The sequence below is a fragment of the Pseudomonas jinjuensis genome, assembly GCF_900103845.1.
In the GTDB taxonomy this organism is placed as follows: Bacteria; Pseudomonadota; Gammaproteobacteria; order Pseudomonadales; family Pseudomonadaceae; genus Pseudomonas; species Pseudomonas jinjuensis.
The window spans coordinates 382,944-398,090 of record NZ_FNIJ01000002.1; the positions used below are offsets into that span (position 1 = coordinate 382,944).

The 15,147-nt window shown below is 65.9% G+C and carries 16 protein-coding genes; 9 read left to right on the plus strand and 7 right to left on the minus strand.

The annotated features are described in order from the left end of the window. Positions 1-25 precede the first annotated feature (25 nt). Together BLR75_RS04205 and BLR75_RS04210 are read right to left on the minus strand one after the other, a co-directional pair. A complete protein-coding gene (locus BLR75_RS04205) occupies positions 26-199 on the minus strand; it encodes a DUF1427 family protein (protein ID WP_084310120.1) in 174 nt (57 codons plus the stop codon). A gap of 293 nt (positions 200-492) precedes the next feature. Then, positions 493-1,269 (minus strand): AraC family transcriptional regulator, encoded by a 777-nt coding sequence (locus BLR75_RS04210; protein WP_084310121.1) that lies wholly within the window; start codon positions 1,267-1,269, stop codon positions 493-495. A gap of 398 nt (positions 1,270-1,667) precedes the next feature. Between BLR75_RS04210 and hppD the strand changes: the two genes are divergently transcribed. The 4 genes from hppD to BLR75_RS04230 all read left to right on the plus strand — a co-directional run bounded on the left by hppD (position 1,668) and on the right by BLR75_RS04230 (position 5,385). Beyond that, entirely contained in the window at positions 1,668-2,753 is a 1,086-nt protein-coding gene (hppD, locus tag BLR75_RS04215) for a 4-hydroxyphenylpyruvate dioxygenase (protein WP_084310122.1), read from the plus strand. 47 nt (positions 2,754-2,800) lie between these two features. Beyond that, positions 2,801-3,442: a maleylacetoacetate isomerase gene (gene maiA / locus BLR75_RS04220; protein ID WP_084310124.1), complete on the plus strand. Its 642-nt coding sequence runs from the start codon at positions 2,801-2,803 to the stop codon at positions 3,440-3,442. A gap of 86 nt (positions 3,443-3,528) precedes the next feature. Then, complete coding sequence (locus BLR75_RS04225) at positions 3,529-4,938, plus strand: amino acid permease (RefSeq protein WP_084310126.1); 1,410 nt, start codon at positions 3,529-3,531, stop codon at positions 4,936-4,938. Between the two features lie 72 nt (positions 4,939-5,010). After that, positions 5,011-5,385, plus strand: a complete 375-nt coding sequence (locus BLR75_RS04230; protein ID WP_084310128.1) for an MliC family protein — start codon at positions 5,011-5,013, stop codon at positions 5,383-5,385. A 176-nt stretch (positions 5,386-5,561) separates the two neighbouring features. On the opposite strand, the gene BLR75_RS04235 is transcribed toward BLR75_RS04230, so the two are convergent. Further along, positions 5,562-6,398 (minus strand): nucleoside-binding protein, encoded by an 837-nt coding sequence (locus BLR75_RS04235; RefSeq protein ID WP_090415990.1) that lies wholly within the window; start codon positions 6,396-6,398, stop codon positions 5,562-5,564. A gap of 278 nt (positions 6,399-6,676) precedes the next feature. Here BLR75_RS04235 and arfB point away from each other — a divergent pair, with 278 nt between their 5' ends. Next, positions 6,677-7,090: an alternative ribosome rescue aminoacyl-tRNA hydrolase ArfB gene (gene arfB, locus BLR75_RS04240; RefSeq protein ID WP_084310130.1), complete on the plus strand. Its 414-nt coding sequence runs from the start codon at positions 6,677-6,679 to the stop codon at positions 7,088-7,090. 165 nt (positions 7,091-7,255) lie between these two features. Here the strand turns inward: arfB and BLR75_RS04245 are convergent, their stop codons facing one another. The 4 genes from BLR75_RS04245 to BLR75_RS26295 form a co-directional block, all read right to left on the minus strand. Further along, positions 7,256-8,449 carry an amino acid aminotransferase gene (locus BLR75_RS04245; protein WP_084310132.1) on the minus strand — a complete coding sequence of 398 codons (1,194 nt, stop codon included), beginning with the start codon at positions 8,447-8,449 and terminating at the stop codon, positions 7,256-7,258. Beyond that, positions 8,446-8,802 (minus strand): 4a-hydroxytetrahydrobiopterin dehydratase, encoded by a 357-nt coding sequence (locus tag BLR75_RS04250; protein WP_084310133.1) that lies wholly within the window; start codon positions 8,800-8,802, stop codon positions 8,446-8,448. Before BLR75_RS04250 ends, BLR75_RS04245 begins: the two co-directional genes overlap by 4 nt. Positions 8,803-8,957: 155 nt before the next feature. Beyond that, positions 8,958-9,746 (minus strand): phenylalanine 4-monooxygenase, encoded by a 789-nt coding sequence (gene phhA, locus BLR75_RS04255; protein ID WP_084310135.1) that lies wholly within the window; start codon positions 9,744-9,746, stop codon positions 8,958-8,960. Continuing rightward, positions 9,743-9,967, minus strand: a complete 225-nt coding sequence (locus tag BLR75_RS26295) for a hypothetical protein (protein ID WP_139206989.1) — start codon at positions 9,965-9,967, stop codon at positions 9,743-9,745. Before BLR75_RS26295 ends, phhA begins: the two co-directional genes overlap by 4 nt. A gap of 39 nt (positions 9,968-10,006) precedes the next feature. Between BLR75_RS26295 and BLR75_RS04260 the strand changes: the two genes are divergently transcribed. The 4 genes from BLR75_RS04260 (at position 10,007) to BLR75_RS04275 (ending at position 15,139) form a co-directional block, all read left to right on the plus strand. Further along, a complete protein-coding gene (locus BLR75_RS04260; RefSeq protein WP_090415991.1) occupies positions 10,007-11,566 on the plus strand; it encodes a sigma-54-dependent transcriptional regulator in 1,560 nt (519 codons plus the stop codon). 89 nt (positions 11,567-11,655) lie between these two features. Further along, positions 11,656-14,400, plus strand: coding sequence for a CRISPR-associated helicase/endonuclease Cas3 (locus tag BLR75_RS04265; RefSeq protein ID WP_084315206.1), 2,745 nt, complete (start codon positions 11,656-11,658; stop codon positions 14,398-14,400). Positions 14,401-14,462: 62 nt separating this feature from the next. Then, the gene (locus tag BLR75_RS04270) at positions 14,463-14,714 is read left to right on the plus strand and encodes a type II toxin-antitoxin system Phd/YefM family antitoxin (RefSeq protein WP_084315207.1); all 252 of its coding nucleotides are present in this window, start codon (positions 14,463-14,465) and stop codon (positions 14,712-14,714) included. Next, positions 14,714-15,139, plus strand: a complete 426-nt coding sequence (locus tag BLR75_RS04275; protein ID WP_084315209.1) for a type II toxin-antitoxin system VapC family toxin — start codon at positions 14,714-14,716, stop codon at positions 15,137-15,139. Before BLR75_RS04270 ends, BLR75_RS04275 begins: the two co-directional genes overlap by 1 nt. Positions 15,140-15,147 lie beyond the last annotated feature (8 nt).

The following is a 15,147-nucleotide window of genomic DNA, read 5'->3' on the forward strand; positions in this document are numbered from 1 at the left end:
TGGGTTGAAAGGAAGTGCCGGTTGTTCACTGTAGCCAGCGCAGCACCAGCTCGCGCCCGGCCGGCAGCAGACTCTCGCCGATGCTCATGCCGAGCAGCCCGACCAGCGCCACCGCGGGCGGGGCGGGCGAGCGGAAGTCCAGCAGGTTGTACAGGGCGCCGACGGCAAGGCCGATGGCCAGCGAGATCATGTAGTTCATGGTGCCTCCGAGGTGGGCCGGGGGAGTGGAGGCATTCTGGCGACAGCGGGTTGGGGCTGCCGGTCATAGGCTTCGGAATTTCGGACAGGGTGAGACTGGCACGATCCTTTCTCTTTGTAGGAGCCAGCTTGCTGGCGATTTCCGCGCTCTCCTTCCGCGCTGGCGTCGACGAGAAACCCGGATCGCCAGCAAGCTGGCTCCTACAGGTAAGGCACTGCGCCTGTAGGAGCGGGCCATGCCCGCGACCTCAGCCGCGCAGGAGGAACGGTGGAAAACGCTTCGCGTTTTTCACCCTACGGAGCGCCCGACTCCAGGAATGCCGAAGGCGCCACCCCCAGCTCGCGCCTGAACATCTCGCTGAAACTCCCCGGCTGGTACCCCAGCGAATGGGCGATGGCGCTCACCGGCGTGCCTTCGGTCAGCGCCGCCACCGCCGTGGCCAGCTGCACCTGGCGGCGCCAGGCGGCGAAGCCCATGCCGAGGCTGCGCTGGAACAGGCGGGCGAGGGTGCGCACGCTGGCGCCGGCGTCGGCGGCGTGCTGTTCGAAGGGGATTTCCTGCGACGGCGCCGCCATCACCGCGTGGCACAGATTCAGCAGGCGCCGGTCGGACGCATCCGGCAGCGGCACCCGCGGCAGGCTGCGGCGGGCGCGGCGCAGTTCCAGCACGGCGAGGTCGGACAGCGCGCGGTAGTACTCGGCGTCCGGGCTCTGCTCCTGCTCCACCAGCCTGAGGATCAGCTCGCGCAGCAGCGCGCCGACCTCGACCACCTGCACCTGCGCCTCCAGCGACTGCGCCAGGGACGGGCGCAGGTAGATGTTGCGCATCTGCAGCTCCGACACCACGCGAATCCCGTGCGGCACCCCCGGCGGCAGCCACACCGCGCGGTGCGGCGGCACCAGCAGGGCCTCCTCCGGCGTTTCCAGCCACATCAGCCCGGACATGGCGTAGAGCACCTGGCCCCAGTCGTGCTCGTGCGGCTCGATGTACAGGCCGCGCGGATAGTTGCGCGCCACGCCGCGCAGGGGCGTGGTGCTGTTGTTCAGGTCGGGTGGCGCGGCGCGGGCCATGGGCGATCACGGGGACGGAAGTGGGGTGAGAACTGTAGGAGCCAGCTTGCTGGCGATCAACTGTGCCTGCCGGCAACGTAGTAACCCGGATGAGATTTCGGATCGCCAGCAAGCTGGCTCCTGCCGGAGCGTGCGATGTGGTTGTTTCGGAGTGAGTACTTCATCTCCCGTGGCAGCTTGTCGCACCGCCTTGTAAGGATTTCGTTACGCCTGTCAGGCCCCCGGCACGGGGCTTTCGCGGCTGTAAGGATTTCTTGACGCCGCGAACGCCGGAGCGCATCCCAGAGCGCCTCGCCGCGTCTTGCCCGAAAGCCCCGCGGCGGTTGAGATGAAGGCATCCAATCCAGCCTGGCGGCCGCCTTGCGACGCCAGTTCCACAACAACAATGAGGAGGCCGGATGAACGCCGTGGCCAAGATCGAGCAACACAATCCCATCGGTACCGACGGTTTCGAGTTCGTCGAATTCACAGCGCCGGACGCCACCGGCATCGAGCAACTGCGCCAGCTGTTCACCGCCATGGGCTTCACCGAGACGGCCAAGCACCGTTCCAAGGAAGTCTGGCTGTTCCAGCAGAACGACATCAACATCGTGCTCAACGGCAGCCCCACCGGCCACGTCCACGAGTTCGCCAAGAAGCACGGCCCGAGCGCCTGCGCCATGGCCTTCCGGGTGAAGAATGCCGCCCAGGCCGCCGCCTACGTCGAGTCCCAGGGCGCCACGCTGGTCGGCAGCCACGCCAACTTCGGCGAGCTGAACATCCCCTGCGTCGAAGGCATCGGCGGTTCGCTGCTGTACCTCGTCGACCGCTACGGCTCGCACAGCATCTATGACGTCGACTTCGAGTTCATCGAAGGCCGCAGCCCCAACGACAATGCCGTCGGCCTGCTGGCCATCGATCACCTGACCCACAACGTCAAGCGCGGCCAGATGGACGTGTGGTCCGGCTTCTACGAGCGCATCGCCAACTTCCGCGAGATTCGCTACTTCGACATCGAGGGCAAGCTCACCGGCCTGTTCTCCCGCGCCATGACCGCGCCCTGCGGCAAGATCCGCATCCCGATCAACGAGTCGGCGGACGACAAGTCGCAGATCGAGGAATTCATCCGCGAATACCACGGCGAAGGTATCCAGCACATCGCCCTGGCGACCGACGACATCTATGCCACCGTGCGCCAGCTGCGCGCCAACGGCGTGGACTTCATGCACACCCCGGACACCTACTACGAGAAGGTCGATACCCGCGTGCCGGGCCACGGCGAACCGCTCGACCAGCTGCGCGACCTGAACATCCTGATCGACGGCGCGCCGGGCGACGACGGCATCCTGCTGCAGATCTTCACCAACACGGTGATCGGCCCGATCTTCTTCGAGATCATCCAGCGCAAGGGCAACCAGGGCTTCGGCGAGGGCAACTTCAAGGCCCTGTTCGAATCCATCGAGGAAGACCAGATCCGTCGCGGCGTGATCGCCGACGAGCACTGAAGCCAGCCGCCCTCTCCCGCGAGGGAGAGGGCCTGCGAGAAGCCCCCATGCCGACCCTGTACTCCTACTGGCGCTCCAGCGCCGCCTACCGGGTGCGCATCGCGCTCAACCTGAAGGGCCTGGCGTACCGCCAGGTGCCGGTGCATCTGCTGAAGGACGGCGGCCAGCAGCACGCCGCCGACTACCGCGCACTGAACCCGCAGGAGCTGGTGCCGCTGCTGGTGGACGGCGAGGCGCGCATCGCCCAGTCGCTGGCGATCCTCGAATACCTCGAGGAAACCCACCCGCAACCGGCCCTGCTGCCGCGCGAGCCGCTGCAGCGGGCGAAGGTGCGGGCGCTGGCGCTGCACCTCGCCTGCGACATCCATCCGCTGAACAACCTGCGCGTGCTGCAGTACCTCAGCGGCACCCTGGGCGTCGCCGACGAGGCGAAGAGCGCCTGGATCCGCCACTGGATCGATACCGGCCTGCGCAGCATCGAGGCGGGCCTGGCCGACCTGCGCGGCCCGCTGTCCCTCGGCGAGCGCCCGGGCTACCTGGAAGCCTGCCTGATTCCCCAGCTCTACAACGCCCGCCGCTTCGGCTGCGACCTCTCCGGCTACCCGCGCATCCTCGCCATGGAAGCGCGCTGCCAGGAGCTGGAAGCCTTCCAGCAGGCCGCCCCGGAGGTGCAGCCGGACGCGCAGTGATCCCCGCCTGATACGCCTTGTATCCCCCGGAGCCACAAGCGCCGGGGTTCCAGCTCCGTCACAGACAAAAACAAAAGGTGACGTTAATGACGTGTGACACCCAGCACGCAGGCCAGCTCCAGCGCGGCCTGAAGAATCGCCATATCCAGCTGATCGCCCTCGGCGGCGCCATCGGCACCGGCCTGTTCCTCGGCTCCGCCGGGGTGATCAAGTCGGCCGGGCCGTCGATGATCCTCGGCTACGCCATCGCCGGCTTCATCGCCTTTCTGATCATGCGCCAGCTCGGCGAGATGATCGTCGAGGAGCCGGTGGCCGGTTCCTTCAGCCACTTCGCGCACAAGTACTGGGGCGGCTTCGCCGGCTTCCTCTCCGGCTGGAACTGCTGGGTGCTGTACATCCTGGTGGGCATGTCGGAACTGACCGCGGTCGGCAAGTACATCCACTACTGGTGGCCGGACGTACCGACCTGGGCGACCGCGGCAGCATTCTTCGTGGTGGTCAACGCGATCAACCTGTTCAACGTGAAGGCCTTCGGCGAGACCGAATTCTGGTTCGCCATCATCAAGGTCGTCGCCATCGTCGGCATGATCGCCCTTGGCAGCTGGCTGCTGGTCAGCGGCAACGGCGGCGAGCAGGCCACGGTGAGCAACCTGTGGAGCCACGGCGGCTTCTTCCCCAACGGCATCAGCGGCCTGGTGATGGCCATGGCGATCATCATGTTCTCCTTCGGCGGCCTGGAAATGCTCGGCTTCACCGCCGCCGAGGCCGACCAGCCGAAGACCGTGATCCCCAAGGCGATCAACCAGGTCATCTACCGCATCCTGATCTTCTACATCGGCGCGCTGGTGGTGCTGCTCTCGCTGACCCCGTGGGACAGCCTGCTGCAGACCCTCAACGCCTCCGGCGACTCCTACAGCGGCAGCCCGTTCGTGCAGATCTTCTCGATGATCGGCAGCGACACCGCCGCCCACGTCCTCAACTTCGTGGTGCTCACCGCCGCGCTGTCGGTCTACAACAGCGGCACCTACTGCAACGGCCGCATGCTGGTAGGCCTGGCCGAGCAGGGCGATGCGCCGAAGGCGCTGGCCAAGGTCGATGCCCGTGGCGTGCCGGTGCGTTCGCTGCTGGTTTCCGCGGCGGTGACCTTCCTCGCCGTGCTGGTCAACTACCTGATGCCGGCCCGCGCGCTGGAACTGCTGATGTCCCTGGTGGTGGCGGCGCTGGTGATCAACTGGGCGATGATCAGCCTGGCGCACCTGAAATTCCGCGGCCAGATGGACCGCCGCGGCGTGCGCACCGGCTTCCGCGCCCTGTGGTACCCGGCGGGCAACTACCTGTGCCTGGGCTTCGTGCTGTTCATCCTCGGCGTGATGCTGCTGACCCCAGGCATCCAGGTGTCGGTCTACGCCATCCCGGTGTGGCTGCTGGTGATGTTCGCCTGCTACCGCCTGAAGCGCCCGCTGCCGGCGCGCCAGGCGGTGGCGCTGGCGGACTGAGTTTCCAGCGTTGACCCGTCGGCCCGGTCATTCCTAGAGTGACCGGGCCGATTTCATTTCAGAGGGATATCCATGAAAAAAGCACTCTGGCTGCTGGCTGCCGTTCCCGTGTTCCTGGTCGCCTGTGGCGGCGAGGAGCCGAAGTCCGCGGCGGCGGACGCGCTGGTCCTGCCCGGCGACGCCGAACTCGATTCGCGCAACGTCGAATACAAGTGCGAGGACGGCCGCGACATCACCGTCCAGTACCTCAACAAGGGCGACAACCGCCTGGCCGTGGTGCCGGTCAGCGACAGCTCGACCCTGGTGTTCGCCAACGTCATCTCCGGCTCCGGCGCGCGCTACGCCGCCGCGCAGTACATATGGTGGAGCAAGGGAGCGGAGGCGACGCTGTACAAGGAATGGATGGGCGGCGAGCCGGTGAATGGAGTGGTTTGCAGGGAGCGGTGAGGAGGACGCTCATGCCGATCCTGTAGGAGCGGGCCATGCCCGCGACATCGCGGTCGGTCGTGGGCATGGCCCACTCCTACAAAAAGCACTATCCGGCTACACCGGCGCTGAAGGAAAGCCGGATCGCCAGCAAGCTGGCTCCTACGGGTTCCTCCCGCGCCTTCGCGTTTCGAACCTCAGAAGGTGAACTCCACATTCACCGTCGGCGTCGAGGTACGGCTCCCTGTGCCGCCATCCACGCCGAACTTGTTGTGCCAGTACTCGTAGCCCACGCCCAGCCATAGATTGGGTTTGGTCTTCGCGCCGGGGAAGGTGGCGAACATCAGCGACGTGCGCATCAGCGTCTCCGGCGCCGTGTCCTTGTCGAAGTAGTCCTCGCCCTTCTCGCCGACGTGGTTGACGAAGCCCTGGAACTTCGCCGCGTGGTCGCCGACCTGGAACGGCTTCAGCCAGGTCAGGTTGAACATGTAGGTGCCGTCGAAGGTGTGGTCCGGATGCTTCGCGCCGGGGATGCCGGAATGGTTCTTCTCGCGGTAGTAGAGGACGCTCAGGTCGAGCACGGCGGCGCCGTTGAACTTCATGGTCGGGCCGATCACCAGGGCGCGCTTCTTCGCCGAGGCCAGGTTGTTGTTGCGGCTGGCGTCGAAGCCGAAGGTCAGCGCGTGGTCCTTCACCAGCCCGGTGCCCAGCGGCAGGTCGAACACCCGCGAGGCGTACAGCTGGTGGCGATAGACCGCGTAGACCTCGCTGCCGCCGTGGTCGGTGCCCTTGCGCGGGTCGTTGCTGTCGGAGAGGAATACGTCGACGTTGAAGAAATTGCTGCCGTAGCGGTAGCCGTCGGCATGGCTGAAGCTGTAGATGCGCTTGCTGATGTCGTCCGGATTGTTCGGATTGGTGAAGTGTTCGCCGTAGCGGAAACCGATGGTGTTGCTGGTCCACTCGAAGAACTTGCCGTCCTCGGCGATGGCGGCATCGGCCTGGAAGCCGGCCGCGAGGATGGCGCTCAGAACCATTCCGCGATTGATCGAACGATGGCGGGTTGAAGCAGGTGAAACCGGACTGAACATCGATGCACCTCATGTTGTTTTTGTTATGGGGCCGCGCCGCCTCTGTGGGCGTTTGGGACTGGCGATGTTCTAGCGTTTTGTTGGATACGTTGCAATAAGAAAATGTACACAATTTCGTGTACAAAATTGATCTCAAAGTCAGGATCGTCGTTGCGGATGCGATGGTTGCTGGTTTGCGCCGGTCGTCGCGTTATCCTGTGACGAACATTCCGCGAAGCGCCGCCATGCTCATCATTTCCAATTCCGTGCAGATTCCCGACAGCGAGATCGAGCTGACCGCCATCCGCGCCCAGGGCGCCGGCGGGCAGAACGTCAACAAGGTCTCCAGCGCGCTGCACCTGCGCTTCGACATCCGCGCCTCGTCGTTGCCGGAGTTCTACAAGGAACGCCTGCTGGCGCTGCGCGACCAGCGCATCACCGGCGACGGCGTGATCGTCATCAAGGCGCAGCAGTACCGCACCCAGGAGCAGAACCGCGAGGACGCGCTGAACCGCCTGGCGGAACTGATCCGCAGCGTGGGCAAGGTGCAGAAGACGCGCCGGCCGACCAAGCCGACGCTCGGCTCGAAGACGCGCCGCCTGGAAGGCAAGAGCAAGCGCGGGGCGATAAAGGCGGGGCGGGGGAAGGTGGACTTCTAGTAGGGCGCTCCCGCCGCGTGGCGACGGGAGAGGGGATCAGTACGTAGGGTGGATCACGCTCCATCGATCCACCACGGCCGCGCAGGCGGCCCCGCAATGGTGGATGGAAGAGCGCCATCCACCCTACGCCTGGCGCTCCCGCCGGGTGGCGACGGGAGCGGTGGATCAGCAGACGCTGGCGATCGCCGCCGCCAGCGCTTCCAGATGCCGCGCATCCAGCCCGGCGACGTTCGCCCGGCCGCTGCCGACCATGTACACGCTGTGCTCCTCGCGCAGGCGGCGCACCTGCTCCGGCGTCAGGCCGGTGTAGGAGAACATGCCGCGCTGGATGGCGACGTGGGCGAAGCGCTCGGCCAGTCCATGCGGGCGCAGCGCCTCGACCAGGCCCAGGCGCAGGCTGGCGATGCGTTCGCGCATGGCGTCCACTTCCTCCAGCCAGATGGCCTTCAGCTCGGGGTTGCAGAGGATGGTGGCGACCACTTCTGCGCCGTGGGCCGGCGGGGTGGACCAGAGGTTGCGCGCCAGGTAGGCGAGCTGGCTGCGCACGTCGGTGAGCTGGCCGGCGTTGGCGGCGCAGACGATCAGCGCACCGACGCGGTCGCGATACAGCCCGAAGTTCTTCGAGCAGGAGCTGGTGATCAGCAGTTCCGGCAGGCTGTCGGCGAACAGGCGCACGGCGCGCGCGTCCTCCTCCAGGCCGTCGCCGAAGCCCTGGTAGGCGAAGTCGATCAGCGGCAGCAGCTCGCGCCGCTTGACCACGTCCAGCACCCGCTGCCAGTCGTTGTAGGCCAGGTCGAAGCCGGTCGGGTTGTGGCAGCAGGCGTGCAGCAGCACCACGTCGCCATGGGGCACGTGCTCCAGCGCGGCGAGCATGCCCTCGACGTCGAGATGATTGTCGGCGCCGACATAGGGGTAGTAGCCGATGCGCACGCCGGCGGCGGCGAAGATGGTTTCGTGGATCGGCCAGGTCGGATCGCTCAGCCACACGCCGCGGCCGGGCAGGCAGCGGGCGATGAAGTCCGCCGCCAGGCGCAGGGCGCCGGTGCCGCCGGGCGTCTGGGTGGCGTCGGCGCGCTGGCTGGCGAGCAGCCGCGAGTCGCTGCCCAGCACCAGCTCGCACAGGCGCGCGGCGAACAGCGCGTCGCCGTGGCCGCCGACGTAGCTCTTGGTGGTCTCGTGCTCCACCAGGTGTTTTTCGGCGAGCTTCACCGCGCGCGGGATCGGCGTCAGGCCCTGGGCGTCCTTGTAGACGCCGACGCCGAGGTCCAGCTTGGCCGGATTCGGATCGGCGCGGAACGCATCGATCAGGCCGAGGATGGGGTCGCCCGGAATCCGGGTGACCTGGGCGAAATGGTTCATTTGCGGCCCTCGGCGGTTTTCGCCACCTCGTCGGTGCGGGCGGCCATGATGAAGTCGTTGCGGTGCAGGCCCTTGATCGAGTGGCTCCACCAGGTGACGGTGACCTTGCCCCACTCGGTCAGCAGGCCGGGGTGGTGGCCTTCCGCCTCGGCGATCTCGCCGACCGCGTTGGTGAACGCCAGGGCATGTTTGAAGTTCTTGAACAGGAAGACCTTTTCCAGCTCCATGTGGCCGTCGCGGACCTCGATGTTCCAGTCCGGGATCTGCTTGATCAGCTCGGCCAGTTCTTCGTCGGAAACCTTCGGTGCATCGGCGCGGCAGGCTTCGCAATGGGCTTGGGTGAGGGCGGTCATGGGGTTCTCCTTATCGATCTTGTGGGGCAAGGCGCACGCAAATCCGCCTTGAAGATTAGTTCGTCGTTTGCTGTAGGAGCGGGCCATGCCCGCGAAGATCGCCGCTGCGATTCCTGTCGCGGGCATGGCCCGCTCCTACGGAAAGGCGTACGGCGTCAGGCCGCCTGCTTCGGCGGAAACTTCGGCGCGTGCAGGCCCATCTGCATGGCCTGGTGGACCATCGCCATGATGTCCTCATGGGCCAGGTCGAACAGGCGCTTGAGTTCCGGCAGCACGAAGTACAGCGGCTGTAGGATGTCGATGCGGTACGGCGTGCGCATCGCTTCCAGCGGGTCGAACGGCTGGTGCTCGGGCTCGCCGGACAGGCAGTAGACGGTTTCCTTCGGCGACGAGAGGATGCCGCCGCCGTAGATGCGCTTGCCCCGGGAGGTTTCCACCAGGCCGAATTCGATGGTCATCCAGTACAGGCGGGCGAGGTAGACGCGCTCTTCCTTGCTCGCCTTGAGGCCGAGCTTGCCGTAGGTGTGGGTGAATTCGGCGAACCAGGGGTTGGTCAGCAGCGGGCAGTGGCCGAAGATCTCGTGGAAGATGTCCGGCTCCTGCAGGTAGTCCAGCTCTTCCGGGGTGCGGATGAAGGTGGCGACCGGGAATTGCTGGCTGGCCAGCAGTTCGAAGAAGGTCTGGAAGGGGATCAGCGCCGGCACCCGGGCGACGCTCCAGCCGGTGGAGGCCTGCAGCACCTTGTTGACTTCGCCCAGCTGCGGGATGCGGTCGTGGGGCAGGCCGAGCTGCTCGATGCCGTCGAAGTATTCCTGACAGGCGCGGCCCTCGATCACCTTCAACTGGCGGGTGATCAGGGTGTTCCAGACCTCGTGCTCGGCTTCCGGGTAGTGGATGAAACCGTGCTCGTCTGGTTTGCGGGCCACGTACTGCGTTGCTTTCATGGGTCCTCCGGCTCCGAGGCTTTGTTGTTGTGATGACCTATGAATAGCGCGCGAAGCGCCCCGGTGGGGTGTCCTGCCGGGGTGCCGGATGGGGGACGGGCGGTCTGATCCGTAAGGATTTCTTTACGAATTGGCGAAAGTCCTACATCGATAAGCTTGCTGCCGCTTCGAAATGTCACATAATCTTGACGGAAATTTCCGCATCCCTTGCGATAGGTCATGGCGGAATTCCCCTACCAGACTGCTTCCGGGCTCCCTCCATGCGCATCAAGGTGCACTGCCAGAACCGTGTCGGCATCCTTCGCGACATCCTCAACCTGCTGGTCGAGTACGGCATCAACGTCAACCGCGGCGAGGTCGGCGGCGAGCAGGGCAACGCCATCTACCTGCTCTGCCCGAACCTGATCAACCTGCAGTTCCAGTCGCTGCGGCCGAAGCTGGAGGCGATCCCCGGGGTGTTCGGCGTGAAGCGCGTCGGCCTGATGCCCAGCGAACGCCGCCACCTGGAACTCAACGCGCTGCTCGCCGCGCTGGATTTCCCGGTGCTGTCCATCGACATGGCCGGGCAGATAGTCGCGGCGAATCGCGCCGCCGCCCAGCTGCTCGGCGTGCGCGTCGACGAGGTGCCGGGCATCCCGCTGTCGCGCTATGTGGAAGACCTCGACCTGCCGGAACTGGTGCGCGCCAACAAGGCCCGCCTCAACGGCCTGCGGGTGAAGGTGAAGGGCGACGTGTTCCTCGCCGACATCGCCCCGCTGCAGTCGGAGAACGACGAGAACGAGGCGCTGGCCGGCGCCGTGCTGACCCTGCACCGCGCTGACCGCGTCGGCGAGCGTATCTACAACGTGCGGCGCCTGGAGCTGCGCGGCTTCGACAGCATCTTCCAGAGCTCGCGGGTAATGGCCGCGGTGGTCCGCGAGGCGCGACGCATGGCGCCGCTGGACGCGCCGCTGCTGATCGAGGGCGAAACCGGCACCGGCAAGGAACTGCTCGCCCGCGCCTGCCACATGGCCAGCCCGCGCGGGCAGTCGCCGTTCATGGCGCTGAACTGCGCCGGCCTGCCGGAATCCATGGCCGAGACCGAACTGTTCGGCTACGGCCCCGGCGCCTTCGAGGGCGCGCGCCCGGAAGGCAAGCTCGGCCTGCTCGAACTCACCGCCGGCGGCACCCTGTTCCTCGACGGCGTCGGCGAGATGAGCCCGCGCCTGCAGGCCAAGCTGCTGCGCTTCCTGCAGGACGGCTGCTTCCGTCGGGTCGGCAGCGACGAGGAGGTCTACCTCGACGTGCGGGTGATCTGCGCGACCCAGGTGGACCTCTCCGAGCTGTGCGCCAAGGGCGAATTCCGCCAGGACCTCTACCACCGGCTGAACGTACTGTCGCTGCACATCCCGCCGCTGCGCGAATGCCTGGATGGCCTCGAACCGCTGGTCGAGCACTTCCTCGACCAGGCCAGCCGGCTGATCGGCTGCCCGCTGCCGAAACTCGCCCCCCAGGCCCTCGACCGCCTCGGCCGCTACCACTGGCCGGGCAACGTGCGGCAGCTGGAGAACGTGCTGTTCCAGGCCGTGTCGCTGTGCGAAGGCGGCACCATCAAGCCCGAGCACATCCGCCTGCCCGACTACGGCGCGCCGCACCCGCTGGGCGACTTCTCCCTGGAAGGCGGTCTCGACGCCATCGTCGGCCGCTTCGAAAAGGCCGTGCTGGAACGCCTCTACCGCGAACACCCGAGCAGCCGCCAGCTCGGCAAGCGCCTCGGCGTGTCGCATACGACGATCGCCAACAAGCTGCGGTATCACGGGATTGGGCAGGACACCGAATAGCTCTCGCCACCCCGATGTAGGAGCCAGCCTGCTGGCGAATCCGGACGAAGAGGGTGGTCGGTTTGTAGCCCACAATCCGAGGAGCTCTTATGAGCAACGATCAGCCCGCGTACTTCGCTTATTGGGGCAAGGCATCTCCTGCGCAAGACGTGTCGGCTCGTTATCACCTGCTGGCATTCCACAGTCTCGACGTGGCCGCGTGCGGACAGGTCTTGCTCGGGTTGCCGCAGTTTTCGTTGCGGCCACTGGCACAGGCGTTGGACTGGTCATTGCCGATGGTCGAACGGCTGTGCGTGTTCTTCCTGGCCTTGCACGATCTGGGTAAATTCGCCCGTGCGTTCCAGGGGCTGGTGCCGGAACTGGCGCCTGAACTGGTGCGCAACGATGCCGGCAAGGCCTATAGCCGCCGTCACGACACCCTGGGCTGGCTGCTCTGGGCGGAAGAGCTGGCGGGCGCATTTCCGGATGACCGGTTGCCTGTCGCCGACGATGACTTCTGGGCAGCCTGGGTACGTGCGGTAGTGGGGCATCACGGCCAACCGCCAGAGGAGGACCAGGGTGGCGGCCTGTTCGGCTTGCCCGTGGCGGATTTCTTCCTGCGAGAGGATTGCCGGGCTGCCCGGGCATTCGTGGCGGACCTGGCGGATTGGCTGCTCCCGGACGGCATTCCCGAGCCGGGACGGCGGCAGTGCGGAGTGCTGCGTCAGCATGCCTGGCGCCTAGCCGGATTGGCGGTGCTGGCCGACTGGCTTGGTTCCAGCCAGGCGTCGTTCGCCTACGTGACGCAACCCCGGGACCTGCAGGACTACTGGCAGTCAACGGCCTTGCCGCAGGCTCGGCAGGCGGTGCAGGGCGCAGGGCTGCAAGCCCAGCCGATTCGCCACTGGCAGCAGCCATTGCAATTGTTCGACTATCTGCAGCAGCCCACACCGCTGCAGCGTTATGCCGCCGACGTGGCCCTGGAGGCAGGGCCACAGTTGTTCCTGCTGGAAGACGTGACAGGCGCCGGCAAAACCGAGGCCGCGCTTATCCTGGCCCAGCGGCTGATGCAGCAGGGCGTGGCCCATGGGTTGTATTTCGCCTTGCCGAGCATGGCCACCGCCAACCAGATGTACCAGCGGGTGGGGCAGGTCTACCGGCGGTTGTACGACGAGCAATCGCAGCCGTCGCTGATTCTCGCCCATGGTGCGCGACAACTGATGGACAGCTTTCGCCAGAGCATCCTGGAAGCCGGCGGGCAGCCGGCGGACCGCAGCTATGATCCAGGCGACACCTCGGCCACGGCACAATGCAACGCCTGGCTGGCCGACAACCGCAAGAAGGCGCTGCTCGCCGAGGTGGGCGTCGGTACCCTGGACCAGGCCCTGTTGGCGGTGCTGCCGGTGCGTCACCAGTCACTGCGCCTGCTGGGACTGGCCGGCAAGGTGCTGCTGGTCGACGAAGTGCATGCCTACGACAGCTACATGACCGTGCTGCTGAAAAAGCTGCTGACCGCTCATGCTCGCCAGGGTGGCAGTGTCATCCTGCTGTCCGCCACCCTGCCGGCGAAGATGCGCGAGGAGTTGCTGGGGGCATATCGCTTCGGCCTGGATGTGGCGCGCGACGACCTGCCGGTCGAGCGCAGCTACCCCCTGGCGACCCAGGTCGGCCAGCGCATTGCCAGCCATGCTTGCGCGACCCGACCGCAATTGGTGCGCCAGGTACGGGTGAGCGCCCTGCATGACGAGGAGTCGGTGCTGGCATTGGTCGCTGCGCAGGCTGCCGCTGGGCGCTGTGTCTGCTGGATACGCAATACCGTTGACGACGCCCGCCGGGCGTTCACTGCATTGGCTCAGCTAGTGCCGGCCGAACGTCTTCTGCTGTTCCATAGCCGCTTCGCCATGGGCCACCGGCTGGATATCGAGGAGCGCGCCCTGCAGTTGTTCGGCAAGCACTCCAGTGCTGCACAGCGTCAGGGCCGGGTGTTGATAGCGACCCAGGTGGTGGAGCAATCCCTCGATCTGGACTTCGATGCCATGGTCAGCGATATGGCCCCGATCGACTTGCTGATCCAGCGCGCTGGCCGTTTGCAGCGGCATGCGCGACTAGCCGATGGTTCGCCGGCCGAGGATGGCATCGAACGGCGGCCAGCTCCGCTCTTGCACCTGCTGTGCCCGGAAGTTGACGAGGAGCCCCCGGCGGATTGGTATGCGGCGCTGTTTCCAAAAGCCTGCTACGTGTACCCGAATATCGGTCAGCTCTGGCTGGGTGCCAGGGCGTTGCTGCGAGCCGGTTGCATTCGCAGTCCTGGGGACATTGGGCAGTCAGGTGCGGTGCGAGAGTTGGTGGAGGCGGTCTACGGCGAAGACGCCGAAAAAATCCCTGAAAAACTGCAAAAGGCCACTCAAGAGCAGTTGGGAAAATGCTTGGCCGAGGAGAGCCAGGCGCATTTCAACGCGCTCAATCTGGAAAAGGGTTATTGCATCGATAGCAGTGCCCGCTGGTACGAAGACTCGCGGGTGCCCACCCGCCTGGGCGAGGAAAGCCTGACGCTGTACCTGGCCAGGGAGCGGGACGGCGAGCTGCTTCCATTGCTTGAGGGCTTGGCCAATACCTGGGAGCAGTCGGCGGTACGCATCGATACGCGCGCGGCTGAGGCCTTGTCCAGCGACTGGCAGCAGCGCTTTTGCGCCGCACTGCACGCCTTGCGCGGCCGCTATCGACTGCTCGAAGAGCCGGCGTTCGTCCTGCCGCTTATTGTCGACGATGGCGGCAGGCTGCTGGGCAAGGTGGTGGACGAGAAGGGAAGGGAATTGACTCTGCATTACGACCCTGCCCAGGGGTTGTGTTGGTAATGGCTTGCCAATCGCGGATATCGGTTTAAAATGTAGAAACATATCTACATGCGGGGTGGGCGATGCAAACCATATTGAGCAGCCGCGAGTTCAACCAGGACACCAGTGGTGCCAAGCGGGCAGCTGATCACGGACCGGTGTTCATCACCGACCGCGGCCGGCCAGCGCATGTCCTGTTGAGTATCGAGGAGTATCAGCGCCTGACCGCCGGCCCTGGCAGCATCATCGAGCTGCTGGCCATGCCGGGCATCGAGGATATCGAGTTCGAGGCCCCGCGGGCCGATAGCCTGTCCCGTCCTGCGGACTTTTCCTGATGTTTGTCCTCGACACCAACGTGGTGTCCGAACTGCGCAAGGCGAAGGCCGGCAAGGCCGACGCCAACCTCACCAAGTGGGCGCGTGGCCTGTTGCCAGGCCAGTTGTTCATTTCGGCCATCAGCGTGCTTGAGCTGGAAACCGGCGTGCTGTTGGTCGAGCGTCGCGACCCCGCGCAGGGCGCCATCCTCCGCGCCTGGCTGGACGGTCATGTGCTGCCGGGTTTCGCTGGGCGGGTGCTGCCAGTGGATAGCGCAGTGGCACAGCGCTGCGCCCGCCTGCACGTGCCCGATCCTCGTGCCGAGCGCGATGCCCTGATCGCGGCGACGGCGCTGGTGCATGGCATGACCGTGGCCACGCGCAATGTGAAGGATTTCGAGCCGACCGGAGTGGGATTGCTCAATCCGTGGGAGTTTGCTGGTTGAGACATCGG